Source organism: Pseudoruegeria sp. SK021, assembly GCF_002119405.1.
GTDB lineage: Bacteria > Pseudomonadota > Alphaproteobacteria > Rhodobacterales > Rhodobacteraceae > Meridianimarinicoccus.
In genome coordinates, this window is sequence record NZ_MTBG01000001.1 from 109656 (window position 1) to 134185 (window position 24530).

General features: G+C 61.8%; 21 protein-coding genes. 6 read left to right on the forward strand and 15 right to left on the reverse strand.

Annotation, left to right across the window (positions count from 1 at the left end; translation table 11 throughout):
- Window positions 1–13 precede the first annotated feature (13 nt).
- The 3 genes from atpA to BV911_RS00490 all read right to left on the reverse strand — a co-directional run bounded on the left by atpA (window position 14) and on the right by BV911_RS00490 (window position 3223).
- The gene (gene atpA, locus BV911_RS00480) at window positions 14–1552 is read right to left on the reverse strand and encodes a F0F1 ATP synthase subunit alpha (RefSeq protein ID WP_086051618.1); all 1539 of its coding nucleotides are present in this window, start codon (window positions 1550–1552) and stop codon (window positions 14–16) included.
- Entirely contained in the window at window positions 1552–2112 is a 561-nt protein-coding gene (locus tag BV911_RS00485; protein ID WP_086051619.1) for a F0F1 ATP synthase subunit delta, read from the reverse strand. Before BV911_RS00485 ends, atpA begins: the two co-directional genes overlap by 1 nt.
- 343 nt (window positions 2113–2455) lie before the next feature.
- Window positions 2456–3223, reverse strand: coding sequence for a class I SAM-dependent methyltransferase (locus tag BV911_RS00490; protein ID WP_086051620.1), 768 nt, complete (start codon window positions 3221–3223; stop codon window positions 2456–2458).
- A gap of 65 nt (window positions 3224–3288) precedes the next feature.
- On the opposite strand from BV911_RS00490, the gene gloB reads away from it, so the two are divergent.
- Complete coding sequence (gene gloB, locus BV911_RS00495) at window positions 3289–4056, forward strand: hydroxyacylglutathione hydrolase (protein ID WP_086051621.1); 768 nt, start codon at window positions 3289–3291, stop codon at window positions 4054–4056.
- 185 nt (window positions 4057–4241) lie between these two features.
- On the forward strand, window positions 4242–6563 hold the full coding sequence (clpA, locus tag BV911_RS00500; RefSeq protein WP_086051622.1) for an ATP-dependent Clp protease ATP-binding subunit ClpA: 2322 nt from the start codon (window positions 4242–4244) through the stop codon (window positions 6561–6563).
- Between the two features lie 96 nt (window positions 6564–6659).
- Here clpA and BV911_RS00505 read toward each other — a convergent pair whose 3' ends face one another.
- From BV911_RS00505 to BV911_RS00515, 3 genes are all read right to left on the reverse strand, one after another.
- Window positions 6660–8387 (reverse strand): peptidoglycan -binding protein, encoded by a 1728-nt coding sequence (locus tag BV911_RS00505; protein WP_086051623.1) that lies wholly within the window; start codon window positions 8385–8387, stop codon window positions 6660–6662.
- A gap of 3 nt (window positions 8388–8390) precedes the next feature.
- Window positions 8391–9590 carry a biopolymer transporter ExbB gene (locus BV911_RS00510; RefSeq protein WP_086051624.1) on the reverse strand — a complete coding sequence of 400 codons (1200 nt, stop codon included), beginning with the start codon at window positions 9588–9590 and terminating at the stop codon, window positions 8391–8393.
- 66 nt (window positions 9591–9656) lie between these two features.
- Window positions 9657–10235 carry a gamma-glutamylcyclotransferase gene (locus BV911_RS00515; protein ID WP_086051625.1) on the reverse strand — a complete coding sequence of 193 codons (579 nt, stop codon included), beginning with the start codon at window positions 10233–10235 and terminating at the stop codon, window positions 9657–9659.
- 63 nt (window positions 10236–10298) lie between these two features.
- Between BV911_RS00515 and BV911_RS00520 the strand changes: the two genes are divergently transcribed.
- Window positions 10299–11309: a DUF2125 domain-containing protein gene (locus BV911_RS00520; protein ID WP_168183944.1), complete on the forward strand. Its 1011-nt coding sequence runs from the start codon at window positions 10299–10301 to the stop codon at window positions 11307–11309.
- A gap of 1 nt (window position 11310) precedes the next feature.
- Here the strand turns inward: BV911_RS00520 and BV911_RS00525 are convergent, their stop codons facing one another.
- From BV911_RS00525 to BV911_RS00565, 9 genes are all read right to left on the reverse strand, one after another.
- Window positions 11311–12120 carry an extensin family protein gene (locus BV911_RS00525; protein ID WP_086051627.1) on the reverse strand — a complete coding sequence of 270 codons (810 nt, stop codon included), beginning with the start codon at window positions 12118–12120 and terminating at the stop codon, window positions 11311–11313.
- Window positions 12120–13040, reverse strand: coding sequence for a prephenate/arogenate dehydrogenase family protein (locus BV911_RS00530; protein WP_086051628.1), 921 nt, complete (start codon window positions 13038–13040; stop codon window positions 12120–12122). The genes BV911_RS00525 and BV911_RS00530 overlap by 1 nt, the downstream gene beginning before the upstream one ends.
- On the reverse strand, window positions 13037–14125 hold the full coding sequence (hisC, locus tag BV911_RS00535; protein ID WP_086051629.1) for a histidinol-phosphate transaminase: 1089 nt from the start codon (window positions 14123–14125) through the stop codon (window positions 13037–13039). Before hisC ends, BV911_RS00530 begins: the two co-directional genes overlap by 4 nt.
- Window positions 14126–14245: 120 nt before the next feature.
- A complete protein-coding gene (gene rpsD / locus BV911_RS00540) occupies window positions 14246–14866 on the reverse strand; it encodes a 30S ribosomal protein S4 (RefSeq protein ID WP_086051630.1) in 621 nt (206 codons plus the stop codon).
- 229 nt (window positions 14867–15095) lie between these two features.
- Window positions 15096–15950 carry a flagellar motor protein MotB gene (locus BV911_RS00545; RefSeq protein ID WP_086051631.1) on the reverse strand — a complete coding sequence of 285 codons (855 nt, stop codon included), beginning with the start codon at window positions 15948–15950 and terminating at the stop codon, window positions 15096–15098.
- A gap of 123 nt (window positions 15951–16073) precedes the next feature.
- On the reverse strand, window positions 16074–16763 hold the full coding sequence (locus BV911_RS00550; RefSeq protein ID WP_086051632.1) for an ABC transporter ATP-binding protein: 690 nt from the start codon (window positions 16761–16763) through the stop codon (window positions 16074–16076).
- Complete coding sequence (locus tag BV911_RS00555; RefSeq protein ID WP_086051633.1) at window positions 16760–17509, reverse strand: ABC transporter ATP-binding protein; 750 nt, start codon at window positions 17507–17509, stop codon at window positions 16760–16762. The genes BV911_RS00550 and BV911_RS00555 overlap by 4 nt, the downstream gene beginning before the upstream one ends.
- On the reverse strand, window positions 17502–18485 hold the full coding sequence (locus BV911_RS00560) for a branched-chain amino acid ABC transporter permease (RefSeq protein WP_205963780.1): 984 nt from the start codon (window positions 18483–18485) through the stop codon (window positions 17502–17504). The genes BV911_RS00555 and BV911_RS00560 overlap by 8 nt, the downstream gene beginning before the upstream one ends.
- A complete protein-coding gene (locus BV911_RS00565; RefSeq protein ID WP_086051634.1) occupies window positions 18482–19402 on the reverse strand; it encodes a branched-chain amino acid ABC transporter permease in 921 nt (306 codons plus the stop codon). Before BV911_RS00565 ends, BV911_RS00560 begins: the two co-directional genes overlap by 4 nt.
- Window positions 19403–19769: 367 nt before the next feature.
- On the opposite strand from BV911_RS00565, the gene BV911_RS00570 reads away from it, so the two are divergent.
- From BV911_RS00570 to BV911_RS00580, 3 genes are all read left to right on the forward strand, one after another.
- A complete protein-coding gene (locus tag BV911_RS00570; RefSeq protein WP_086051635.1) occupies window positions 19770–21146 on the forward strand; it encodes a DUF1800 family protein in 1377 nt (458 codons plus the stop codon).
- A 13-nt stretch (window positions 21147–21159) separates the two neighbouring features.
- The gene (locus BV911_RS00575) at window positions 21160–22350 is read left to right on the forward strand and encodes a DUF1501 domain-containing protein (RefSeq protein ID WP_086051636.1); all 1191 of its coding nucleotides are present in this window, start codon (window positions 21160–21162) and stop codon (window positions 22348–22350) included.
- Between the two features lie 131 nt (window positions 22351–22481).
- Entirely contained in the window at window positions 22482–24461 is a 1980-nt protein-coding gene (locus BV911_RS00580; RefSeq protein WP_086051637.1) for a bifunctional 2',3'-cyclic-nucleotide 2'-phosphodiesterase/3'-nucleotidase, read from the forward strand.
- The last annotated feature ends 69 nt before the right edge of the window (window positions 24462–24530 follow it).

Sequence of the window (24530 nt, forward strand, 5' to 3'; positions counted from 1 at the left end):
CCCTCAGGTTAAATCAAGAAAAGCTGGCGGCGAATTCGTCGAGCGCGGCCCTGATCTTGTCCTCAAGTTCACCTTTAACCTTGCGGTCATTGTTGGTGATGTCGTCCAGCAGATCCTTCTTCTGGTTCCGCAGGAAGGCAAGCAGACCTTTTTCAAACCGGCCGACTTCCTTGACGGCAACCTTATCCAGATAGCCTTTGGTCCCGGCGAAGATCACGCAAACGATCTCGGCATTGGACAGCGGCGAATACTGGGGCTGCTTCATCAGTTCGGTCAGACGGGCACCACGGTTCAGCAAGCGCTGGGTCGAGGCGTCAAGGTCCGAGCCGAACTGAGCGAAGGCCGCCATTTCGCGGTACTGCGCCAATTCCAGCTTCACCGGACCGGCAACCGACTTCATCGCGTCGGTTTGTGCCGACGAGCCAACCCGCGACACCGACAGACCGGTGTTCACGGCCGGACGGATGCCCTGATAGAACAGTTCGGTTTCCAAGAAGATCTGACCGTCGGTGATCGAGATCACGTTGGTCGGAATAAACGCCGACACGTCGCCGCCTTGGGTTTCGATGATCGGCAGCGCCGTCAACGAGCCCGAGCCGTTTTCTTCGTTCAACTTCGACGACCGCTCCAGCAGGCGCGAGTGCAGATAGAACACGTCACCAGGGTAGGCTTCACGTCCGGGCGGGCGACGCAGCAGCAGCGACATCTGACGGTAGGACACAGCCTGCTTCGACAGATCATCATAAACGATCAGCGCGTGACGGCCATTGTCGCGGAAAAACTCTGCCATTGCCGTTGCCGAATAGGGGGCAAGGAACTGCATCGGTGCCGGGTCAGACGCGGTGGCAGCCACAACGATCGTGTATTCGATCGCGCCGCTTTCTTCCAACTTCTTCACCAGCTGCGCCACGGTCGACCGCTTTTGGCCGATTGCAACATAGATGCAATACAGCTTCTTGCTTTCGTCGTCGCCAGCTGCGTCGTTATACGACTTCTGGTTCAGAATGGTGTCCAGCGCGACAGCGGTTTTGCCGGTCTGACGGTCACCAATGATCAGCTCGCGCTGGCCACGGCCAATCGGGATCATGGCGTCGACGGATTTCAGACCCGTCGCCATCGGCTCGTGCACCGATTTACGCGGAATGATGCCCGGTGCCTTGCTGTCAGCAACGCGGCGCTCGGAGAAATCAACCGGACCTTTGCCGTCCAGCGGGTTACCCAGACCGTCCAGAACGCGCCCCAACAGACCGTTGCCCGCAGGCACGTCCACGATGGAGTTGGTCCGCTTGACGATATCGCCTTCTTTGATGTCACGGTCGGCACCGAAGATCACGACACCGACATTGTCGGACTCGAGGTTCAGGGCCATCCCGCGGATGCCACCTGGAAATTCGACCATCTCGCCGGCCTGAACATTGTCCAACCCGTAAACACGTGCGATCCCGTCCCCGACGCTCAGCACACGGCCGACTTCAGCAACTTCCGCTTCCTGTCCGAAATTCTTGATCTGTTCCTTTAGGATAGCAGATATTTCGGCTGCCTGGATTCCCATTATCCGACCTCTTTCATTGAATTCTGGAGGTTTGCGAGCTTTGCGGCGATCGACGAGTCGATCATTCGCGAGCCAACTTTTACAACAAGACCGCCGATGAGACTCTCATCAACAGTCGCTTTGATCTTCACAGTTTTGCCGACGGCCGACTTCAGCGTTTTGGCAAGCTTGTCCGATTGCGCGTCGGTCAACTTGACCGCCGACGTCACTTCTGCTGTCGTCTCGCCGTTTTCCTCAGCAATCATCTCGCGCAGCGCGAGCAGGAACTGCGGCAGGACGAACAAACGGCGCTTAGAGGCGATCAGCGACAGCGTGTTCGAAAACAGGGGGGACAGCTTCATCGCCTTGGCGACGGCAGTGATTGCCGATTGCTGGGCATCCCTTGCATAAAGCGGCGAGCGGATCATCGCCTGCAGGTCCGCGCTATCATGCAACGCCGCATCAAGCGCGTCCACATCTGCTTCGAGTGTTGGCAATTGACCGTCGCTTTTGGCCAGCTCAAACATGGCTGTGGCATAGCGCGCAGCGATGCCGGATGAAATCGAAGCTGGTTCTGACACGTCGTCCCTTCCGATGTCATGGCCCGGCTCGCTTTCTCAACGAGGACGCAGGCGGAATTCCAGCCTCACACCGTCGTGAAGCCGTTAAAATCAGCGTGGGTGTAGCAAAGGGCTTGTGCTGTAGCAACCGTTCAGAGCCACCTCGATTGCGCAACCATTCGTTTGATTTAAGGAACTGCGAAAGGGTGCGACCCTATGTGCATGGCCCAACTCACGAATTATGCCGGTTCCTGCGGGTGGCCCGCCGAATCCCCGGCACCGATTAATATCACTTAGCCCGCCCTGCAGCCGGTCGATCAGCCATTCTGGGGTGAACTTGCGCGCCGTGCCGGCGGCATTCTTGTCACGGCGAGGTCACAACCAAGGTCGCCGGCTTGCGCGCGGGCTTGGCAATCCCTTCCAGAATCCGGATCGGATCGGCAAGTTGATCGCGGATTTCGGTGCCGGTCGGCTGGAAGGTTTGCTTGGTCGCCTCGACCAGCAATACGCCGCCCGCATAGCGATTTGAAATGCGCTGCCCGACCCTCTCGCAAAAGGCAGCCGTGCGCAGCCAGACCTTCTTGTGCGATGGCGGCTGGAACAGGGCCACCTCATGGCGGGTCAGATGAAAGCCGTGTCGCTTGAGCTGCTTTTCCATCTGCGACAGACTATAGGGGCGCCCAAATCCGAACGGCGTCTGATCGCTACGTGCCCACAGCCCGGCCCGGTTCGGAACCACGAACAAAACCCGCCCGCCCGGCCCCAGCACACGGCTGCATTCGTCCAGAACTTCTGTTGGATGCTCTGACGTCTCCAGCCCATGCAGCATGATCAATTTGTCGACCATGCCGGTCGCCAGCGGCCACAGCGCCTCTTCGCACAGGACCGACACATTCGGCAGCCCCATCGGCCATGCCATCACCCCTTGCGGCGCGGGCATCAGCCCCACCACCCGGCGCGCGGTTGGCAAGTAGGGGCGCAGCAACGGCACCGCAAAGCCGAAGCCCACAATCGTCTGACCCTGCGCCTCGGGCCAGATTTGCAGGACCTTTTCCCGGATCGCCTTTTGCGCCGCTCGGCCCAGTTGGGTGCGGTAATAGAAAGTTTTCAAGTCCTGCACGTCGAGGTGCATTGCGAAGCTCCTGCAGGTCGGCGTACCGTTCAGACCCGATGATAGCTGATCCCGAAGGGAAAACCATGCCTCTTACTCTGGACACAGTGCCCTGCCGATCTGACAACTATGCCTTTCTGATTCACGATGATGCAAGCGGCGCGACGGCTGTGGTCGATGTTCCGGACGCTGCGCCTGTTCTGGCCGCACTGGAGGCGCGCGGTTGGCACCTCAGCGATATCTTGATCACCCATCATCATGGCGACCACATCGACGGGGTTGACGCCCTTCGTGCGGTCACTGGGGCCGCGGTGTGGGGCGCGGCCGCAGATCAGCACCGCCTGCCGGCGCTGGACCATAGCCTTGCCCCCGGCGTGGCTCAGCACCTCTTGGGCGAGACGATGACGGTGATCGACGTGCCCGGCCATACCGTCGGCCATATCGCCTATTATTTCCCGAAATCGGCTCTGCTGTTTTCCGGCGACAGCTTGATGGGCCTTGGATGCGGGCGTTTATTTGAGGGAACCCCCGATCAAATGTGGGCCAGCCTGTCGCATCTCGCAGGTCTGCCCGACGACGTGACGGTGTGCTCTGGCCACGAATACAGCCAGTCAAATGCCCGGTTTGCCCTGTCCATCGACCCAAACAACGCAGCATTGCAGGCCAGAGCAACAAAAATTGATCGCGACCGGGCCGCGGGAAAATCGACCATTCCGACCGAACTTTGGCTGGAAAAGGCGACAAATCCATTCCTGCGGGCGGCCGATCCTAGCCTCAAAGCCGCCTTGGGACTGTCAAATGCGGCGGATTCTGCGGTTTTCGCCCAGATGAGACGCATGAAAGACAATTTCTGATCATTTTGCTGGCAAGGCAGCCCGAGCGCGGATCCGAGCCGCATAATCTAACGTCAACTGTCTTTTCTCCCCGACCGCACAGAAAAAAGACTTGAAGACGCCCGCGGAAAACCAAACCTTAAGACAAGGAGCCCACGGTTGGTGCGGGACCTTCCCGATCCGGCCCTGTTTAAAAGGAGCACGGCGTGCCTTCATTCTCGAATACGCTTGAACAAGCCATTCATGCGGCTCTGGCCTTGGCAAATACACGGCGCCATGAGCTTGCGACCCTAGAACATCTGCTGCTGGCGTTGATTGACGAACCCAACGCCGCAAAAGTCATGCAAGCTTGTGGGATCGACTTTGACGTTCTCAGAAAATCGTTGACCGATTTCATCGACGAAGAACTGTCGACGCTGGAAACCGACGTGGACGGTTCCGAAGCCGTACCAACCGCTGCGTTTCAGCGCGTCATTCAGCGTGCGGCGATTCACGTCCAATCGTCTGGCCGGACTGAAGTCACCGGCGCCAATGTTCTTGTCGCCATCTTCGCCGAACGGGAAAGCAATGCGGCGTTCTTCCTGCAGGAGCAGGATATGACCCGCTATGACGCCGTGAACTTCATTGCACATGGCGTTGCCAAAGACCCCAGCTTCGGGGAGCCCCGGCCGGTATCGGGCACGTCGGAGTATGAAGAGGAAACCACCCAGTCGACCGAATCCGAGGGCAAAGAATCCGCGTTGGGCAAATATTGCGTTGATCTGAATGCGAAGGCCAGCAAAGGCGATGTCGATCCGCTGATCGGCCGCGAGGAAGAGGTCGAACGCTGCATTCAGGTCCTGTGCCGCCGCCGTAAGAACAATCCGCTTCTGGTCGGCGATCCGGGCGTTGGCAAAACCGCGATTGCCGAAGGTCTTGCGCTGAAGATCGTTCGCGGCGAAACGCCTGAGGTTCTCGCCAAGGCGACCATTTTCTCGCTCGACTTGGGGGCACTGCTTGCCGGAACGCGCTATCGCGGCGACTTCGAAGAACGTCTCAAAGCCGTTGTGGATGAATTGGAAGAGCATCCCGATGCGGTGCTGTTCATCGATGAAATTCACACCGTGATCGGGGCCGGGGCCACCTCAGGCGGCGCGATGGATGCATCAAACCTGCTGAAGCCCGCGCTTCAGGGCGGGAAGCTGCGATGCATGGGATCCACCACCTACAAAGAATACCGGCAGCATTTCGAAAAGGATCGGGCGCTAAGCCGCCGCTTTCAGAAAATCGACGTCAACGAACCCACTATTGATGACACCGTGAAAATTTTGAAAGGGCTCAAGCCCTATTTCGAAACCCATCACGACATTCGCTATACGATGGATGCCATCCGTTCAGCGGTGGAACTGTCGGCGCGCTATATCAATGACCGTAAATTGCCCGACAAGGCCATCGACGTGATCGACGAAGCGGGCGCGGCCCAGCACCTTGTGCCCGACAGCCGCCGCCGTAAGACCATCGGCACCAAAGAGATTGAGGCCGTCGTCGCCAAGATTGCCCGGATCCCGCCGAAAAACGTCAGCAAAGATGACGCCGCGATCCTCAAGGATCTGGATCGGTCGTTGAAGCGCGTGGTGTTCGGTCAGGATGCGGCGATCGATGCGCTGTCTTCGGCGATCAAACTGGCGCGTGCCGGATTGCGCGAACCCGAAAAGCCAATTGGCAACTATCTTTTTGCTGGACCGACCGGGGTCGGCAAAACCGAGGTCGCGCGCCAACTGGCCGATAGTCTGGGTCTTGAATTACTCCGCTTCGACATGTCGGAATACATGGAGAAACATGCGGTCAGTCGCCTGATCGGTGCGCCCCCCGGTTATGTCGGGTTCGATCAGGGCGGCATGTTGACCGATGGTGTCGATCAGCATCCCCATTGCGTTCTGCTTCTGGACGAGATCGAGAAAGCTCACCCGGATGTTTACAACATCCTGTTGCAGGTTATGGATCACGGCAAACTGACCGACCATAATGGCCGGACGGTGAACTTCTCGAATGTGATCTTGATCATGACCTCCAATGCAGGCGCTGCTGAGCAGGCCAAATCGGCTATCGGGTTTGGCCGGGATCGGCGCGAGGGAGAAGATACCGCAGCTATTGAACGGATTTTCACCCCCGAATTCCGGAACCGTCTGGACGCCATCATAAGCTTCAAGCCGTTGCCTGAAAGCGTCATCATGCAGGTGGTCGAAAAATTTGTGCTGCAACTGGAAGCGCAATTGATGGACCGAAACGTCGCTATCGAACTGTCGCCTGAGGCCGCCGAATGGCTGGCAGTCAAAGGCTATGATGACCGGATGGGGGCCCGCCCCTTGGGCCGGGTCATCCAAGAATACATCAAGAAGCCGTTGGCCGAAGAGTTGCTGTTCGGGAAACTCGCAAAAGGCGGCTTGGTGCGGGTGGTGTTGAAGGACGGCGAGATTGTCCTGATCAGCACGCCACCCGAAAAGGCCCGCCTGTCCGGGGACAAGCCGCCCCTTCTCACGGCGGACTGATCGTCGACCCAACCATGGCGCGACACAGCAAAAGGTTCGCACTCACAATCACCCCGTCTGCTTGCAGGCGGGGTGATGTTTTTCTGGGCGGGGTGCCTAGCGTTCGGTCAGCTTGAGTTCAATCCGGCGGTTCTGCGCCCGCGCCTCGGGCGTACTCGCTGAATTGACCGGCTGAAACTCTGCAAAACCGGCAGCGGCCAGACGATCTGGCGGAAAGCCGAACACGTCGACCATAAAGCGCACAACGGACAGCGCCCGTGCCTGGCTGAGTTCCCAATTGTCCGAAAAGCGCCCGCCCGTGGACAGCGGAACATCGTCAGTATGTCCATCGACGCGGATGATCCAATCAATGCCCGATGGGATCACCGCCGCGACCTCTTGCAAAATCCGGGCGACTTTGGAAATCTCGAACCGCCCCTCTTGCGAGAGGTCCGCCGACCCAGAGGCAAACAACACCTCGGAATCAAAGACAAAGCGATCCCCGACCACCTTGACGCCCTGTTGATCGCCCAGAACCTCGCGCAGTCGGCCAAAAAACTCGGATCGGTAATTGGCAAGCTGTTTGGCTTCCGCCTCAAGCCGGGTCCGCTCGGCCGCTTCCAGTTCGGCGCGGCGTTTCTGCTCGGATGCGACCCGGGCCAGCGCCACATTCAGGTCCGCCCCCAGCGACTGAATGCGTACGTCCGCGGCGACGTCGTCGGCTTTGGCGCTGTCGAGAAGGTCTTGCAAGCTTCCAACCTGACGCCGCAAATCCGCGACCTGCGCATTCAACGCGGCCATCATCCGCTTATCGGCGTCGCTTGCGCCCTCAAGATCGGACAGTTCGGTCTTGGCCAAGGCCAACAGACGATTTTGCCGCTCTGCGTCTGTCAGGGCTTCCTGTGCAGCCGTCTCGGCGCTTTGACGTGCCAGAATGGCTGCCGCCAGATCCTCGGCAGTAGCCGCGCTGTCGGACAGCGCCGCGGCCAATCGCGCATCCAGATCCTCCCGCGCCGCAGTCGCCGCCGCCAACAGCGTCAGGGTATTCTCCGCCTCCTTGCGCTGCGCTTCCAAGGACAGGGTCATGGCCGTCAGTTCCGCGTCAGAGGCCTGCAAGCGCGCCCGCAAGGCTTCGGCCGCCGCCGCCTCGGCCAGTTTCGCGGCCTCTTCTTCCGACAACGCCGCCGTGACTTCGGAAAGTTGTTCTTCGCTCTGCGCAAGCGCGGCCTCAGCACCCGCCGCATCGCGCCGCAGATCGGCAATCAGCGCCTCAAGCGCCTCTCGCCGGGCCGCAGCCAGCCGCGCCGCTTCGGTTCCGGCATCTACTTCACTGCGGGCCAAGGCCAATGCGGTTTCCAGCGCATCGCGTTGCTCGGTCTGCTCGGTCACCGTCACTTGCAGGTCGGCGACCTGATCCCGCGCAGTATCCCGATCCACCAGCAGTTGCGTGACTTGCGCCTCATAAGCCGTGATCTTGGTCTGAGCATCACTCAGTGCGGCGTTGCGCCGTTCAATTTCCGTGGTCAGGGTTTCCACCAAACGGGTCTGAAACGCAGTGTCGGACAAGGCCCCTTGCAGATCAAGCCCCAGCTTATCCATCTGATCTTGCAAAGCAAAATTGCGCTGCTGTTCCCCGCCAAGCGCCTGAGACAGGTCGTTAATCTGCTGCGACAGGCTGTCTAGTTCAGTTTCCTGACCTGTGATCGTCTCGGTCTGGATCGATTGAACCACCATAAAAATGGTCAACACAAAGATCAGAACCAGCAACAGCCCCGTCATCGCGTCGACAAATCCGGGCCAGATCGAAGCCTGAAACCGTTGCCCGCTGCGTCGATTCAGAGCCACGGCTCAACGCCTCTCGGTGTCGGTCGGGATGGCGGCAGCGATCTCAATCACCCGGGTCAACCGCGCCAAATCCTTACGCAAATCGGCCGTCATTTCCTGACGCCCCGCCGTGACCTCTTCCAGAACACGCAACAATTGGACATCGATACTACGCAGACGCGCCCGCGCTTCGGCTTGCTGCGCCTCGGCCTCAGCAAGGGGCCGCGCGACCGAGGCGGTCAGTGCCGCCACCAGCGCCTCTTGCCCGTCGGCAATACGGGTCAACGCGGCTTTGGTATCGGCATCCTCGGTCAACTTCTGGGTCATGCGATCCAGTGATCCGGCCAGCGCACTCAGCTTTTCATCCACCAAGCTTCGGCTACGGTCCGACTGCATGAACGTCGTGTGCAATTGGTCAAACTGCTCGGTCATTTGGTCCATCAGGGTGGCGAACATGCCGCTTTCGGCGCTGCCACCCTCGGAATCGCCAGCCGAGTACCCAACCCGGGTGATCGAGGACAGCCATTCTTCTAACTCGCGATAGAACCGGTTTTGCCCGTGCCCTGCGAAAAGTTCCAACAAGCCGACCACCAGTGACCCGGCCAACCCCAGCAAAGAGGACGAAAATGCAGTGCCCATGCCGCCAAGCTGTTTCTCGAGGCCGGTGATCAGCCGTCCGAACACTTCGGTCGAGCTTTCCCCCGGTGCCGGTGCAAGCGAGCGCACCGTGTCAACAACCGCAGGAATTGTCGTTGCCAGACCGTAAAACGTCCCAAGAAGGCCAAGGAAAATCAACAGACTGGTAATATAGCGCGTGATATCGCGTGCCTCGTCCAGACGGGTCGCCACCGAATCGAGGATCGACCGCGACGACGACGCGCCAATTTGCATCTTCGCGCCACGGGACCGGAGCAGCGCCGCCAGCGGAATCAGCAACCGAGGCGGATGTTTCAGGTCGAACCCCGGACGGCTATGCGCGAAGCCTTCGATCCAGCTGACCGATGAGATCAGCTGAAAAACCTGAAGGAAACAGGCCAAAACGCCAAAAACGAAGACCAGCACGATCGCGCCATTCAGCCACGGGCTGGACAGAAAGACCGACGACACCTTCGGATACGCCACATATGCCCCGATCGCGAAAGCGACCACGACAATGAGCATCAACAGGATCTGGCGGATGGGCTGCGAAAATTGCGCCCTGACCTCGCGGTCCCTGTAAACCATTGTTTCGCCTCTTTCCCTAAGTCAACGCAGCATAGGCTGCACTGCAAAATCTGCAAACACGCATTGTCAGTGGTCGGCGGTGCGGTTGACGTCTGTCAATTCCAGCACTCGCGCCACCAGCCAATCCAATTCCGGGTCCTCAAGGCCAAGTTGGCTGAGGTGGCTGGCCGTATGGATCAGATAGTCTGCGTTCGGCCCGCGCCCGCCATGGGCCCGCGCGATGATCGCGGCCTGTTCGTCCAACGGCAGACCGCCGCAATACTGGCCGTGGTCTGGGTCCACCACATAGGTCAGCGCCGACACCTCCGGCCCGTGGTCGAGGCGCACGTCGAGGCGCATTTCCAGATAGGCCGAGGACACCAGTTCCCGTTCGCGTAGATCAAACAAAGTTTGCTCGACCGCCGCGGGGGCCACCCCAAAGGCTACCCCGGAACACGCCGCATCGGGCCGCGGATCCAGCGCCAGCACCAAGCCCGGCGCGTCAACCGTGCCGCGATGGTGGATGGAGCGCATACAGAACGACCGGTGATACCCGGGCAAGGTCGCCAGCTCGCGCCGGACAAACGGAAACCCGGGGTTCCAGACCAGCGATCCATAGCCGAAAACCCAAAGGGCGACATCCGAAGTCTGATCTGGTGTGTTCATGGCACTGGCCCTTGCATGGTCCCCTCTGTAAACACGGGAGGAGCGAACGGAAAAGGCCCGACAATGCGAATTCTTCTGGCAGTGATTATTTTGGCAGCCCTCGGCTGGACCGGATATTGGTTTATCGGCGCCCGAACCGCCGAAACAGCCGTGCAGGATTGGCTCGCCATGCGCGAGGCCGAAGGCTGGGTCGTCAGCGCCTCGGATGTCTCGACGGGGGGCTTTCCCTACCGGTTCGACACCAGCATTACCGATCTTGATCTGGCCGACCCCGACACCGGGCTGGCTTGGCGGGCGCCGCTGTTCCAGATTCTCGCGCTCAGCTACAATCCCAATCACGTGCTGGTCTTCTGGCCCGAGCGGCAAAGCATCGCGACACCGCTTCAGACGATCACCGTCACCAGCAACAACATGCGCGGCTCGGCCATCTTTCATCGCGGCTCTGACCTTGAGCTAGACCATGCCACGATTGAGTTCGACACCGTCGGGTTGGTTTCAACCCTTGGCTGGAACGCCGCGCTGGATCACGGGCAGTTCGCCATCCGGCAAACCCCGGTCAGCCCGCTCAGCTATGACATCGCGCTGGATGCCCGCGACCTGATCCTGCCGGATCGCCTGACGGAACCGCTGCGCGCGCGCGGCATGGCCAGTGATACGGTCCAAACCCTGAAACTGGATGCCACCGTCACCTTCGATGCCCCGTGGGACCGTCTGGCCATCGAACAGCGCCGTCCGCAGCCCACCCGCATCAAACTGACGACAGCACGGGCCAGTTGGGGCGAGCTTGACCTTCAGATCAGCGGCGATCTGGCCATCGACCCGCGTGGCACGCCCAGCGGGGAGATCACGATCAAGGCCCGAAACTGGAAGGACATGCTGCAACTGGCGCGCAATGTCGGGGCAATTCCCGACAGCCTGTACCCGATCATCGAAAGCGGCCTGTCGACGCTGGCCCGTCTGTCGGGAAGTGCCGACAAAGACACGATCACAGCACCGCTGACCCTTCGCGATGGCCGCGTCACCTTGGGCGGTCTGATCCCGCTTGGCCCGACCCCGCGCATGATCTTGCGTTAGATCACCGGCAATACGCGCCGCCGCTATAGCGCGCCGTATCGAAATGCAGGTGGTCCTGATGATGCCGGTCGGCGCCCGGCCCAAGCACCGTGCCAAACACGCCGCAGGCAGAGCTGTGCATCGACCGCAGCACCTTGCCTTGGGCCGGATCCTTCCAGCCGGTCAGCACGGTCATGTAGACACCGTTGCGCAACGCTATGCCCGAGATATCAATGGCCCGCCCGCGCCCGTGCTCTGACACCTTGGCCCCGGCCTGATTGTTTCTGGGCCGACAGCTGTAATGCGCCGCAACCTGAATTTCCTGAACCCCGCCGCCGGTGCGCCCGACAGCCGGTTTCAAGCCGCCTCGCACCCATGTCAGCAGCGCCTGCGCGGTAGGACAATCCAGCGTTGCGGGTTGTGACAGGGCGATGCCATCCACCGCCGTGATCAAAACGCCGTCGCTCAGCCCGCAGCCCGCAGTCTTGGCGGCGATCGGCGCAATGGGCCGGCCGCTAAGGCCCGACACCCCGCACAGCCCGCCTGTGGCGCCTTTGCCGCTGGTACCACCTTTGCCGGGCGACCGGACCTGTGGGGCCGGAACAGGCACGAACCCGGCCTGACGCACCGCAGTCTTGCGTTTCAGATTGTCCGGCCGCAGTGCCGGGCGCGGCGAGACCAGCGTCGCCCCGGTTTCCTGCGGAATAGCCCGGGCGCCGGTGTCGCCATCAAAGGGCCGCACCGTCGGTCGCGGCGACAGGTCCGTAGCCGCCGGGAGCGCCGAAGCCGACAAGACCAACAGCCCTGTCAGCAACGCGGCCCGGAACCCCATCAGACCTTGCGACCCGAGCGCCCGAAATCAGGCGCATCCGTGTCCTGACCGGCCGAAATGATGCCCCGACGAATGGCCCTCGTCCGGGTAAAATAGGCATGCAAGTGATCGCCGTCACCTGTACGGATCGCCCGCTGAAGCGCGAACAGCTCTTCGGTGAATCGCCCCAGAATTTCCAATGTGGCGTCTTTGTTGTTCAGGAACACATCCCGCCACATGGTCGGATCCGACGCCGCAATCCGGGTAAAATCCCGAAAGCCCGCTGCGGAATACTTGATGACTTCGCTATCGGTCACCCGGCGCAAATCGTCGGCAACACCGACCATCGTATAGGCGATCAGGTGGGGCGCGTGGCTGGTGACGGCCAAGACAAGATCATGGTGATCCGCGTCCATTTCGTCCACGTTGGCGCCAAGGCCTTCCCAGAACTGCCGCAATCGCAACACGGCCTCCGGGTCACTGTCTGGCTGGGGCACCAACAGGCACCAGCGATTGTCGAACAGTTCTGCAAACCCAGAGCGCGGCCCCGAATGCTCGGTCCCGGCCAGAGGGTGCGCCGGGATAAACTCGACATAATCGGGCAGATGAGGCTGAACCGCCTCAATCACGGCGCGCTTGACCGACCCCACATCAGTGACGGTCGCGCCCCGTGCCAGATGCGGGCCGATCTCTGCCGCCACCTGCCCCATTGCGCCCACCGGCACACAGAGCACAACCAGATCCGCGCCCTTGACGGCGTCAGCAGCGGTTTCCGTGATCCGATCACACAGCCCGATCTCGACAGCGATCTGACGGGTCGCCGCCGATCTGGCGGTGCCGACAATCTCGCCCGCCAACCCTTGGCGCTTCATCGCCAAGGCCATTGACGACGCAATCAGGCCAAGGCCGATCAGGGCAACGCGGTCATAAATCGGGGTCACGCTGCTGCCGCCTTGAATGCGGCGATGACGGCGGCGACCCGGCGGCAGGCCGCTTCATCCCCGATCGAAATGCGCAGGCAGTGTGGCAGGCCATAACCGGCGACCCGCCGCACAATCAGTCCGTTTTCCTGCAACTTCCGGTCACACGCCTCGGCCTCGGCGGCATCGGCAAAGCGGGCCAGAATGAAATTGCCAAATGACGGATCAGACGGCACCCCGACAGCTTCAAGCGCCTGTGCCAGCCAATCGCGCCACTTTGCGGTCTCGGCACGGCAGTAATCGGCATAATCCGTATCGGCGATGGCGGCCGTCGCTGCGGCCTGTTGGGTCTGCGACAGGTTAAATGGCCCCCGCACCCGGTTCAGCACATCAATCACCGCCTTCGGACCATAACCATAGCCGATCCGAAGCCCGCCCAACCCGTAAAGCTTTGAAAAGGTGCGTGTCATCACCACATTGTCCCGCGCGTCGATCAACGCCGCACCGCCGTCATAGCCGTCGACGAACTCGGCATAGGCACCGTCCAGAACCAGCAGCGCGGCCGGGGGAAGGCCCTCGGCCAGACGGGTTAATTCTTCCATGCCCACCATCGTCCCGGTGGGGTTGTTCGGGTTGGCAACAAAGACCAGACGGGTCCGGTCGGTTGCCGCCGCCAACAGCGCATCCACATCGGTCCGGCGCGCAGTCTCAGGGGCCGCCACGGGGGTCGCCCCAGCCGCAAGCGCCGAGATTTTGTACATCAAGAACCCGTGCTCGGGGTACAGCACCTCGTCGCCGGGTCCGGCATAGGCCTGACACAGAAAGGCAATAATCTCATCCGAACCGGCACCACAAATCAACCGCGAGGGATCCAGCCCCAGTACATCCCCGATGGCCTGACGCAATTCGGCATGGTCGGTCGGGGGATAGCGGTGCATTGCCGCCAGACTGCGTGTGGCGGCCTCGATGGCGCGGGGCGACGGGCCATAGGGGTTTTCGTTCGACGACAGCTTGATCACTTGCTGAACGCCGGGAATTTTATCGGCGCCGCCCTCGTAAAGCGCGATCTCCATGATTCCGGGTTGCGGCATTAAGGCGGAGGACATGCTGACGGCTTTCTCTACGGGGTGAATATCGCCGGAATTACCGGGTTTTCGGCAAACCGCAAACACAAAAAAGGCCGCGTCGGGAATCCCGGCGCGGCCTGATACCTGCTCGGGAACCGATTAGTTCTGAGCGTAATATTCGATCACGAGGTTCGGTTCCATCATGACGGGGTACGGCACATCACCCAGACCCGGGGTGCGCACGAACGACGCGGTCATCTTGGATTGGTCGACCTCAAGGTAGTCGGGAACGTCACGCTCGGCCAACTGGCTGGCTTCCAGAACGAATGCCAACTGCTTGGACTTGGTGCGCACTTCGATCACGTCACCTTCTTTGACCCGGTAGGACGGGATGTTGACCCGCTGACCGTTCACAGTGACGTGGCCGTGGTTCACGAACTGGCGGGCCGCAAAAACGGTTGCTACGAACTTGGCACGGTACACGACGGCGTCCAAGCGACGCTCGAGCAGACCAATCAGGTTCTCACCGGTATCACCGCGCACACGCTCGGCTTCGGCGAAGATGCGGCGGAACTGCTTTTCAGTCAGGTCGCCGTAATAGCCTTTGAGTTTCTGCTTGGCGCGCAGCTGCAGACCAAAGTCAGACACTTTGCCCTTGCGGCGCTGGCCGTGTTGGCCGGGGCCGTATTCACGGCGATTCACTGGCGACTTCGGACGGCCCCAGATGTTTTCGCCCATGCGGCGGTCAATTTTGTACTTGGCAGACGTGCGTTTGGTCACGGCTGATCTCCTTCGATGTGGCGCCATGAGGGCGGCGCGGTGTAGAAGGGCGTTGTCCTCTCCCGGTTCGGTGGCCCGATCCGGTCGACAGGCAATTCCTTGCGGAAGCCACCAACACCAATGCTTCCGAGAAAATCCCGGAAGTCGCTGGCTAGAAGTGTTGCGCTGTGGTGTCAAGGGATTTCGCCGGTGCCATTGAAACCCACCGGCCATCCGTCTGGGCGGGCGTCTAAAGATCGTCGCGCAGCACGACGATCTCGATCCGGTTGTTGCGGAGGCTCATCCGGTTCAGATCGGCAGGTTTTCGATCTGCAAAGCCGGTCACGCGCTGGATGCGCCGGGGATCGAATCCAGACCCTTCCAGCATCGCGCGCGCCGTGTCAGCCCGTGATGTTGACAGATCCCACACCGGGTTATCCCGCACCACGATCGGGCGGGCAGCCAAATAGCCCGCGACCGAAATGTCATTCGTCACCAATCCCAAAAGGCTGGCGACACTGGCCAAGGTATCCTCAAGCAGCGGAGTCGGGCGCGTGGTCCCGGGGTCAAACAACTGGGCTGAAGGACTGTCGAAAATGTCGATCACCAACCCCTCATCAGACAGCCGCGTCACCACATGACGGGCCTCTTTCAGGGCCGCCATGCTTTCGCCCCCCCGCGCTGTCAGGGTTTCCAGCAGGTCCTCAGCCACGGCCAGCGCGCCGGGTCCAGACGACCCCTGCCCTGCGCCGCCAGCCTCTAGGGCAAGATCGCCCCGGGCCTTGTTCATTTCCGCCTGAAATTCCTTTGATGCACCAGTGCCGGTCTGGGCCAGCGTATCCTCAGAGAACACGTCATCCCCCCAGAACGAGCCATCGCCGCCGCCCGACATCTTGGTGATCGGAATGGTCGGCGAAAAATAATCTGCCAACCCTTTGCGTTGCTGTTCGGTGGTAGCATTCAGCAACCACATCAACAAAAAGAACGCCATCATCGCGGTGACGAAGTCGGCATAGGCAACTTTCCATGCGCCACCATGATGGCCGCCGCCCGCCACGACCTTCTTTCGCTTTATGATTATCGGCGCAAGTGCCTCACTACTCATCACACACCCCACAACTCACCCGTCGCCTAGGTAGCATTCCGGGGATGAAGGTGAGCTTAAGCCGGAGCAGAGCCATCCATCATTCGTCAACGATGGTTAAGATCGCGCCTGTGCCCAGCGGCGTCAGACGCCAAGATACTGCGCAGTGATCTCGGGCCCAAGCTGCGAAAAGGACCCGGACCAGACGGTTCGGCCCCGTTGCAGGATGGTGGCAGTATCGGCGACGCGGGCCAGATCGGTCAGCGACTTGTCGACCACAAGGATCGACAGCCCGGTTTCGACCTTCAGTCGGGCGATCGCATCCCAGATTTCCTGCCGCACGATCGGGGCCAGCCCTTCGGTCGCTTCATCCAGAATCAACAGGCGTGGGTTGGTCATCAAGGCCCGACCGATGGCGAGCATCTGTTGCTCGCCCCCCGATAGGGACCGGGCGACTTGGCTCTTGCGCTCGTCCAACCGGGGAAACAGGGCCGCCACCCGCGCCTCGGTCCAATGGCCGGGACGCGCCGCCGCAATTAGATTTTCAGTCACGCTGAGATCAGCAAAACACCGGCGCCCCTCTGGCACCAGCCCAAGGCCGATCCGGGCGGCCTTATGCGCGGGCAACCCGGCCAAATTCTGCCCGGCGAACCGGATTTCGCCACCAGAGATGGGCAGCAGGCGACAGATGGTTTTGATCGTCGTCGATTTGCCCATACCATTGCGCCCCATCAGCGCCAGAACTTGACCCTCGGCGATGGTGAACGACACATCGAACAACGCTTGCGACGCGCCATATTTGGCGGTCACGCCTGCGACCGACAACAGGCTCATGCGTCTTCTCCCAGATAGGCACGGCGGACCTCGGGATCGCGCCGAATCTCATCGACAGTGCCGGTGGCGATGATCGCGCCATAGACCAGAACCGAAATCCGGTCGGCCAAAGCAAACACCACATCCATATCATGCTCGACCAGCAGGATGGGGGCTTCATGCCGCAAGTCATCCAGCATCGCCGTCAGGGTCTTGGCCCCCTCGCCATCAAGGCCGGCCATCGGTTCGTCCATCACAAACAGCTTCGGCGACAAGGTCAGGGCAACCGCCACCTCTAACTGACGCCGCTGCCCATGGGACAGGTCCGACGCCCGGGTCGCGGCATGATCGGCCAGCCCGACCCGGGTTAGCGCCGCCTCGGCGATGGCCCGCAGGTCCCGCTGCGCCAGTGCCGGACGGAAAAGCCCGTATGCGCGGCCCCGGGCACCCACCGCCCCCAGCAGGGCATTTTGCAGGACCGTGTCTTCCATCGCCAGCGCCGAAACCTGAAACGTCCGCCCCAACCCCCGCCGCGCCCGCGTCGGGGTATCAAGGCCGGTCACATCCTCGCCAGCCAACAGCACCTGGCCCGCATCCGGCCGGATCGTACCTGCGATCTGTCCGATCAGGGTGGACTTTCCCGCCCCGTTCGGGCCGATCAGCGCGTGGATTTCACCCGGCCTCAGATCCAGCGAAATGTCCCGGCTCGCCTGCAACGCGCCAAAACTTTTGCTCAAGCCGAGGGTTTGCAGGACCGGTTCAGTCATGTCCGCCTCCGCGTCCGGCCAACAGCCCGATGATGCCGCCGCGCGCGAACAGCACAATTCCAAGCAGCAGCAGCCCCAGATAGATATGCCAAAACTCGGACAAGCCGCCCAAAAGACGTTCTAGCACGATGAACAACACCGCGCCCACCACCGGACCGAACAGACGCGCAACGCCGCCCAGAATGACGAAGATCATGATCTCGCCGCTGGTCTGCCAACTGAACATGCTCGGGCTGACAAAACGGTTCAAATCCGCATAGAGCGCACCGGCCAAACCGGTGATCATGCCCGAAAACACGAACGCCACCAGCCGCAAGCGATAGGGCGACAGCCCCACCGTTGCCGCCCGCGTCGCCGACTGACGCGCCGCGTTCAGGGCAAGGCCGAATGGCGATCGGGCCAGCCGCGCCGAAAACGCCAAGGCCAGCATCAAAATGACAAAGACAAGGCTATAGAATTGGATCGGGTCCAGCGTATTCAGCCCCGGAAAGCCGTTGCGAACATAGATCGACAGGCCGTCATCGCCGCCATAAGCGGGCCAACTGACGGCAAAGAAATAGAACATCTGCCCAAAGGCCAGTGTGATCATGATGAAATAGACCCCGGCGGTGCGCAGCGACAACGCGCCAATCAGCACCGCCGCCAAGCCCGCCGCCAGCACCGCAACGCCCCAGATCACCGGCATCGACTTGGTGCCCTCAATCAAAAAGGGCGTCTCAAGGATCGGGCGATAGCTTTGGGCATGGCTGGCCAGAACGCCCATGGCATAGCCGCCGATGCCGAAAAACGCCGCATGGCCAAGGCTGACCAGCCCGCCCAGGCCCAAGGCAATGTTCAACCCGACCCCGGCCAGCGCCAAAATGGCGGCCCGGGTGGCCAGCGTGATGATAAACGGCTCTCCGGCAAGCCACGCCCAGAGCGGCACCAAAATCAGCCCCAACACCATGACTGTATTGACGAGATGCTCACGGGTCACGGGCGCGCTCCGAATAGGCCGGTGGGACGCACGATCAGAACCGCCGCCATCAGCACATAGATCAACATGGACGCCAGCGCCGATCCGGTAGTGGCCGCCGCAGATGCGTCCATCACATGGCTCAGCAGCGCGGGCAGCAGCAGGCCGCCCAGCGTATCGGTCAAACCGACCAGAATGGCCCCCACCAGCGCCCCTTTGATCGAGCCGATACCGCCAATGACGATGACCACGAAGGCAAGGATCAGAACCGGCTCGCCCATGCCAACCTGCACCGACTGGATCGCGCCGATCAGTGCCCCAGCCAGTCCGGCAAGGGCCGCGCCCAGCGCAAACACCAAGGTATAGAGCCGCGAAATATCCACCCCAAGGGCCGCGATCATCTCTCGGTCATTCTCGCCCGCGCGGATCTGGATGCCAAATCGGGTGCGACGGATCAGTTGGAACAGGCCGAACGCGATGGCCAGTCCGACCCCGATCAGGGTCAGGCGATAGGTGGAATATTGAATGCCCAGCGGCAGGGTCACCGGGCCGGACAGATAGGTCGGAATACTCAGATACAGCGGGAACGATCCGAACAGCCAACGCGTCCCTTCCGAAAACACCAAGATCAGCGCGAAGGTGGCCAGAACCTGATCCAGATGGTCGCGGTCATATAAGCGGCGCAGCACCAGAATCTCGACCAATGCCCCCGCCGCCGCGGCAGCAGCCAAAGACGCCGCCAGCGCCAAAAGGAACGATCCCGTCGCCGCAGCGACCGCAGCCGCAGCAAAAGCCCCCACCATAAACAGCGAGCCATGCGCCAGATTGATCAACCCCATGACGCCAAAGACCAGCGTCAGTCCGGCGGCCATCAGAAACAGCATCATCCCAAGCTGAACCCCGTTCAGCACCTGCTCGGCAAGAAGAACCCCGGACATCGCCAGCTCAACCGCAGGTGAAACGAGGCGGCACCTCGCACCCGCGAAGCCGCAGGTCAAATGGAACGTGAGATCGGGTCACTGGCCGGGATCCTTTTGAATGTCTTGTGACCCTTAGCGGCTGGGGGCGCGGGTCAAAAGTGGAAATTCGACCCATGCCGCCCGTCGCGACGCATACGCCGCGCTGGCAGAGACCCGCCGATGACCGCCCAACCCGTGGAAGGCGTCTATCGCAGCCCCGGTTCGCTCTGGTACAGATCATCGGGACAGCGCGTTATTTCGTTGGGCATCTTGTGAACTGCGACCCTCCCACCCCCACCGGCCACATGGTCAGGGATCAGTCGCAGCGTTTCGAGGAAAATCGTGGATGACCGCATTCGATCCGATCCTGGCTGACATCCGGTTTGGCTGTGGCTTGCGGCCCAGTGGGCCTGATTACGACAGCGCCCGCCAAATGCTGCGCCGTTTAAGCGGACCAGATCGTATGGCCGCACGGTTTGTGATCCCGACCTTCGACGCTTATCGCTTGCACTTGCTCGAGGCCGGCCAGATCGGCAGCGCGTCGCTGCCCGACGATCCGGCGGGCCGTCTGGCCGCGGGCCGGGTCTTGCGCAATGCGGTGAAGGCTGACCAGACCGAATGGTTCCGCGCCCGTCTGCAACGACGGCTGCAAACCTCTGATGGCTTCCGCGAACGTCTGGTGTCGTTCTGGGCCGATCATTTCACCGCCATCGGTTCCGGAAATTTTCTGGTCGGAATGAACACACCCTATGTCGAGGAATCGATTCGCCCCCATGTCACCGGGTCGTTCCACACGATGTTGGCCGCCGTGACGCGCGCGCCGATGATGCTGTCCTATCTGGACCAGCACCGCTCATTCGGCCCCAACAGCCCCGCCGCCGCCGCCAGCACGCGGCCAACCGGGCTGAATGAAAATCTGGCTCGGGAGATGCTGGAACTGCACACGCTGGGCGTGACCGGCCCCTATACACAGACCGATGTCCGCCAATTGGCTGAATTGCTGACCGGCCTGCGCTTTAACGTGGAGACCGGGTTCCGCTTCGCCCCCCAAATCGCCGAGCCGGGCCCGGAAATCGTGCTTGGCACCGGCTATGGCGGCGACGCGGCCCGAATCGAAGACATCGACGCGGCTCTGATTGATTTGGCGCGGCACCCGGCGACGGCGCAGCACCTGTCGCGCAAACTGGCGGTGCATTTTCTTGGCGATCAGCCCGACGAGACGCTGATCACGGCCATGACCGCCCGCTACATGGACACGGATGGCAATTTGCCCGCCGTCTACGAGGTCTTGCTCAGCCACCCCTCGGCTTGGGACCCGGCGCCGGGCAATATCAAGCAGCCTATCGATTTCATCGCATCGTCGCTGCGCGCCCTTGGCGGCACCGCCGCGCATCTTGCCGTCCTTGACCCCAAGACGGTCAACAGGGCGTTGCTCTATCCGCTAAGCCGAATGGGACAGGTGTGGGAAACCCCGACTGGCCCCGATGGCTGGCCCGAGGAGGATGCCGCGTGGATCACGCCATTGCGCCTTGCAGCCCGGGTTGATTGGTCGATGACCGTCCCGGCGCGGATCTTCCGCCCGTTGCCCGATCCCCGGGGCTTGCTGGACACCGCCCTTTCGGGCCGCGCCCCCAAATCGCTGATCTTCGCCGTCTCCGCAGCCGAGGATCGACCTTCAGGCGTTGGCGTTCTGCTGTCCTCTCCTGCCTTTCAACGGATGTGAGACCGAGGGATTTATGACCACCACCTTATCCAGACGCGCCTTTCTGACCCGCTCGGCCCTGATCGGGTGTTCGGCTGCGGCCAGCCCGATGCTGACACCCGTGTCCTTTGCCTCGGCCCCGTGGGACACCCGGCTGGTGGTGCTGATCCTGCGCGGAGGCATGGATGGGCTGGACGTCGTGCAACCCTATGGCGATCCGCAATTTGCCGGATTGCGCCAGTCCTTCGGCTTTGACGACACCACCGCCCTCGATCTGGATGGGTTCTTTGCGCTGCACGGCGCTTTGGCCGATCTCTATCCGTTGTGGCAGCGCGGCGAACTGGCCTTCGCCCATGCCGTCTCGACCCCCTATCGCGACAAACGCAGCCATTTCGACGGGCAGGATATGCTAGAGGCCGGCACCGTTGGCCGCGCCGGGTCCAGCGACGGCTGGCTGAACCGGATGCTGCAACACAGACCCGGGGTGGACGCGGAAACCGCCTATGCCGTGGGCCGCGATCAGATGCGGGTGCTGCTCGGCCCCGCCCCAGTGGCCGAATGGTCCCCCGATGCCAGTTTGGCCGCCTCTCCCGCTGCCCTGCGCCTGGTCACCATGGCCGCACAAGAAGACCCCCTGTTCCGCGATGCCATCCTTGAGGCCATCGCCCTGTCCGGGTCCGGCGAAGATCGTGCCTCGTCACAGGGGATGACGCCGCCCACGACGGCCGCGGACCAGCATATCGGCATCGCCGCGTTTGCCGCCGAAAAGCTGCGCGGCGACACGCGGATCGCCTCGTTCTCATTGAACGGCTGGGATACCCACGCGGATCAGGCAACCGCTATCGCCACCCCGCTGGGACGACTGTCTGACACGATTCTGGCCCTGCGGGCAGGGCTCGGCCCGGACTGGAGCAAGACTGCAATCATCGCCATGACCGAATTCGGCCGCACCGCGCGCGAAAATGGCACCAAGGGCACCGACCACGGCACCGCAGGCGCGGTGCTTCTGGCTGGGGGCGCGATCCGGGGGGGGCGGGTCTATGGCCAATGGCCCGGACTGGCCGAGGCCGACCTCTATCAAGGCCGCGATCTGATGCCGACCCGGGACGTGCGCGCGATCGCCGGATGGCTGATGCGGGATCTGCTTGGCCTGCCCCGAGCCGAAATCGAACAGGTGATCTTTCCCGGCCTATCCCTCGAGACAAACCCCGGGCTAATCCTTTAACCTGCCGCCGCCCTGCCTTGTGCAGTTTCCCGCCCCCGATGCCGGTGCGGCGGTAATTGTCTTGCCTCGGGGCCGTCATCGCGCTGTAGTCAGCACAGGCGCTGCATCGGCAACCTCAGGGGGATCACACAATGTCCGGCACCACTCGGTTCACGCTGTCACGACGCGGATTTCTGGCCAGTTCGGTCGCCAGTTCCGCCCTGATTGTTCTGCACCCCTATTCCGCCCGGGCCGCCTCCAATCAGGCCCATTTGCGCATTCTGGAAACCACCGACCTGCATGTGCATGTGTTTCCCTATGATTATTACGCCGACAAGCCCAACGACACGGTGGGCCTGTCGCGCACCGCGTCCCTCATCGACGCGATCCGCGCCGAAGCCACCAACACGTTGTTGCTGGACAATGGTGACTTCCTGCAAGGCAACCCGATGGGCGATTACATCGCCTATGAGCGCGGGATGAAGGACGGCGATCTGCACCCGGTCATTGCCGCCATGAACACGTTGGGCTTCGATGCCTCGACCTTGGGCAATCACGAATTCAACTACGGCCTGGATTTCCTGATGAAATCCTTGGCGGGCGCGAATTTCCCGGTGATCTCGGCCAATGTAGCAACCGCTCAAGGCAGCGACCCGACCCGCGACACCACCCTGCTGCCCCCTTACGTCATTCTCGACCGGATGGTGACGGATGGCGACGGGGTCCAGCACCCCATTCGCATCGGGCTGATCGGCTTTGTGCCCCCCCAAATCGTCAACTGGGATCGCCAGCATCTGGATGGCAAGGCCACCACCCGCGACATCGTCGAGACCGCGCAAGCCTGGCTTCCGCAGATCAAAGAGGCCGGTGCCGATATCGTCATCGCCCTGTCCCATTCCGGCATCGGCGCGGCCACCCATACCGACGGCATGGAAAACGCCTCGATCCCTCTGGCGGCGGTGGACGGCATCGACGCCATCGTCACTGGCCACAACCATCTGGTCTTCCCGTCACCGACCTTTGCCGACACGGCCGGGGTCGATGTCGCCGCGGGCAGCATTCAGGGCAAGCCGGGGGTCATGGCGGGTTTCTGGGGCTCGCATATGGGGTTGATTGATCTGCTGCTGGAACGGGACGGCAACACGTGGCGCGTCGTCAGTTTCACCACCGAAGCCCGCCCGATTGCCCAGCGCAACGAAGACCGCTCCATCACACCGCTGGTCGGGGATGATGCACAGGTCCTCGAAGCCGCCATTGAGGATCACGAGGCCACCCTTGCCTATGTCCGCCGGGCGGTGGGCGAGACCGACGCCCCCCTGCAATCGTATTTTGCGCTGGTCGCGGATGATCCGTCGGTCCAGATCGTGTCCATCGCGCAGATGTGGTACATCAAACAGATGCTCGAGGGCACCGAATACGCCGATCTGCCGCTTTTATCCGCCGCGGCACCCTTCAAGGCGGGGGGCCGGGGCGGGCCGGATTACTACACCGATGTGCCCGCCGGACCGGTTGCGATCAAGAACGTGGCCGATCTTTATCTTTATCCCAACACCGTGCGCGCCGTGAAAATCACCGGGGAACAGTTGCGCGGCTGGCTGGAACGCTCGGCGGGAATGTTCAATCAGATCAGCGCCGGGGCCGAAGACGCCGCCCTGCTGAATCCCGACTTTCCCAGCTATAATTTCGACGTGATCGACGGGGTCACCTACAAGATCGACCTCAGTCAGCCATCCCGGTTCAGCGCCAAGGGCGACGTGATCAACCCCGAGGCCCAGCGCATCCTCGATCTGACCTATCAGGGTGCACCCGTCACCGATGACATGAGCTTTATCGTCGCCACCAACAACTACCGCGCCGAGGGCGGCGGTGATTTTCCCGGTGCCGATGGCAGTACCGTCATCTTCGATGCCCCGGACACCAATCGCGACGTGCTGGTGCGCTTCATCGTCGAACAAGGCACAATCAGCCCCTCGGCCGATGCCAACTGGTCCTTCGCGCCGCTGGCCGGAACCAGCGTGTTGTTTCCTACCGGACCAAATGCCGCCCCCTATGCTGACAGTGTGAGCGGCGTGCATATGGAAGCCGCAGGCACCGATCCCGACGGGTTCGCGCTGTATCGCATCCGGCTCTGACCCTTCGGATCGCCCGGTCGGGCGCGGCGCCTGCCGCCCCGGCTGACATCTGGCGACCAAGGAAGCCTT

Excerpts from the sequence above, each read along its gene's own strand:
- atpA (WP_086051618.1), bottom strand. The coding sequence starts at position 1,552 with ATGGGAATCCAGGCAGCCGAAATATCTGCTATCCTAAAGGAACAGATC.
- BV911_RS00490 (WP_086051620.1), bottom strand. The coding sequence starts at position 3,223 with ATGCACCTCGACGTGCAGGACTTGAAAACTTTCTATTACCGCACCCAA.
- gloB (WP_086051621.1), top strand. The coding sequence starts at position 3,289 with ATGCCTCTTACTCTGGACACAGTGCCCTGCCGATCTGACAACTATGCC.
- BV911_RS00510 (WP_086051624.1), bottom strand. The coding sequence starts at position 9,590 with ATGGTTTACAGGGACCGCGAGGTCAGGGCGCAATTTTCGCAGCCCATC.
- BV911_RS00515 (WP_086051625.1), bottom strand. The coding sequence starts at position 10,235 with ATGAACACACCAGATCAGACTTCGGATGTCGCCCTTTGGGTTTTCGGC.
- BV911_RS00520 (WP_168183944.1), top strand. The coding sequence starts at position 10,299 with ATGCGAATTCTTCTGGCAGTGATTATTTTGGCAGCCCTCGGCTGGACC.
- BV911_RS00525 (WP_086051627.1), bottom strand. The coding sequence starts at position 12,120 with ATGGGGTTCCGGGCCGCGTTGCTGACAGGGCTGTTGGTCTTGTCGGCT.
- hisC (WP_086051629.1), bottom strand. The coding sequence starts at position 14,125 with ATGTCCTCCGCCTTAATGCCGCAACCCGGAATCATGGAGATCGCGCTT.
- BV911_RS00545 (WP_086051631.1), bottom strand. The coding sequence starts at position 15,950 with ATGAGTAGTGAGGCACTTGCGCCGATAATCATAAAGCGAAAGAAGGTC.
- BV911_RS00550 (WP_086051632.1), bottom strand. The coding sequence starts at position 16,763 with ATGAGCCTGTTGTCGGTCGCAGGCGTGACCGCCAAATATGGCGCGTCG.
- BV911_RS00555 (WP_086051633.1), bottom strand. The coding sequence starts at position 17,509 with ATGACTGAACCGGTCCTGCAAACCCTCGGCTTGAGCAAAAGTTTTGGC.
- BV911_RS00565 (WP_086051634.1), bottom strand. The coding sequence starts at position 19,402 with ATGTCCGGGGTTCTTCTTGCCGAGCAGGTGCTGAACGGGGTTCAGCTT.
- BV911_RS00570 (WP_086051635.1), top strand. The coding sequence starts at position 19,770 with ATGACCGCATTCGATCCGATCCTGGCTGACATCCGGTTTGGCTGTGGC.
- BV911_RS00575 (WP_086051636.1), top strand. The coding sequence starts at position 21,160 with ATGACCACCACCTTATCCAGACGCGCCTTTCTGACCCGCTCGGCCCTG.
- BV911_RS00580 (WP_086051637.1), top strand. The coding sequence starts at position 22,482 with ATGTCCGGCACCACTCGGTTCACGCTGTCACGACGCGGATTTCTGGCC.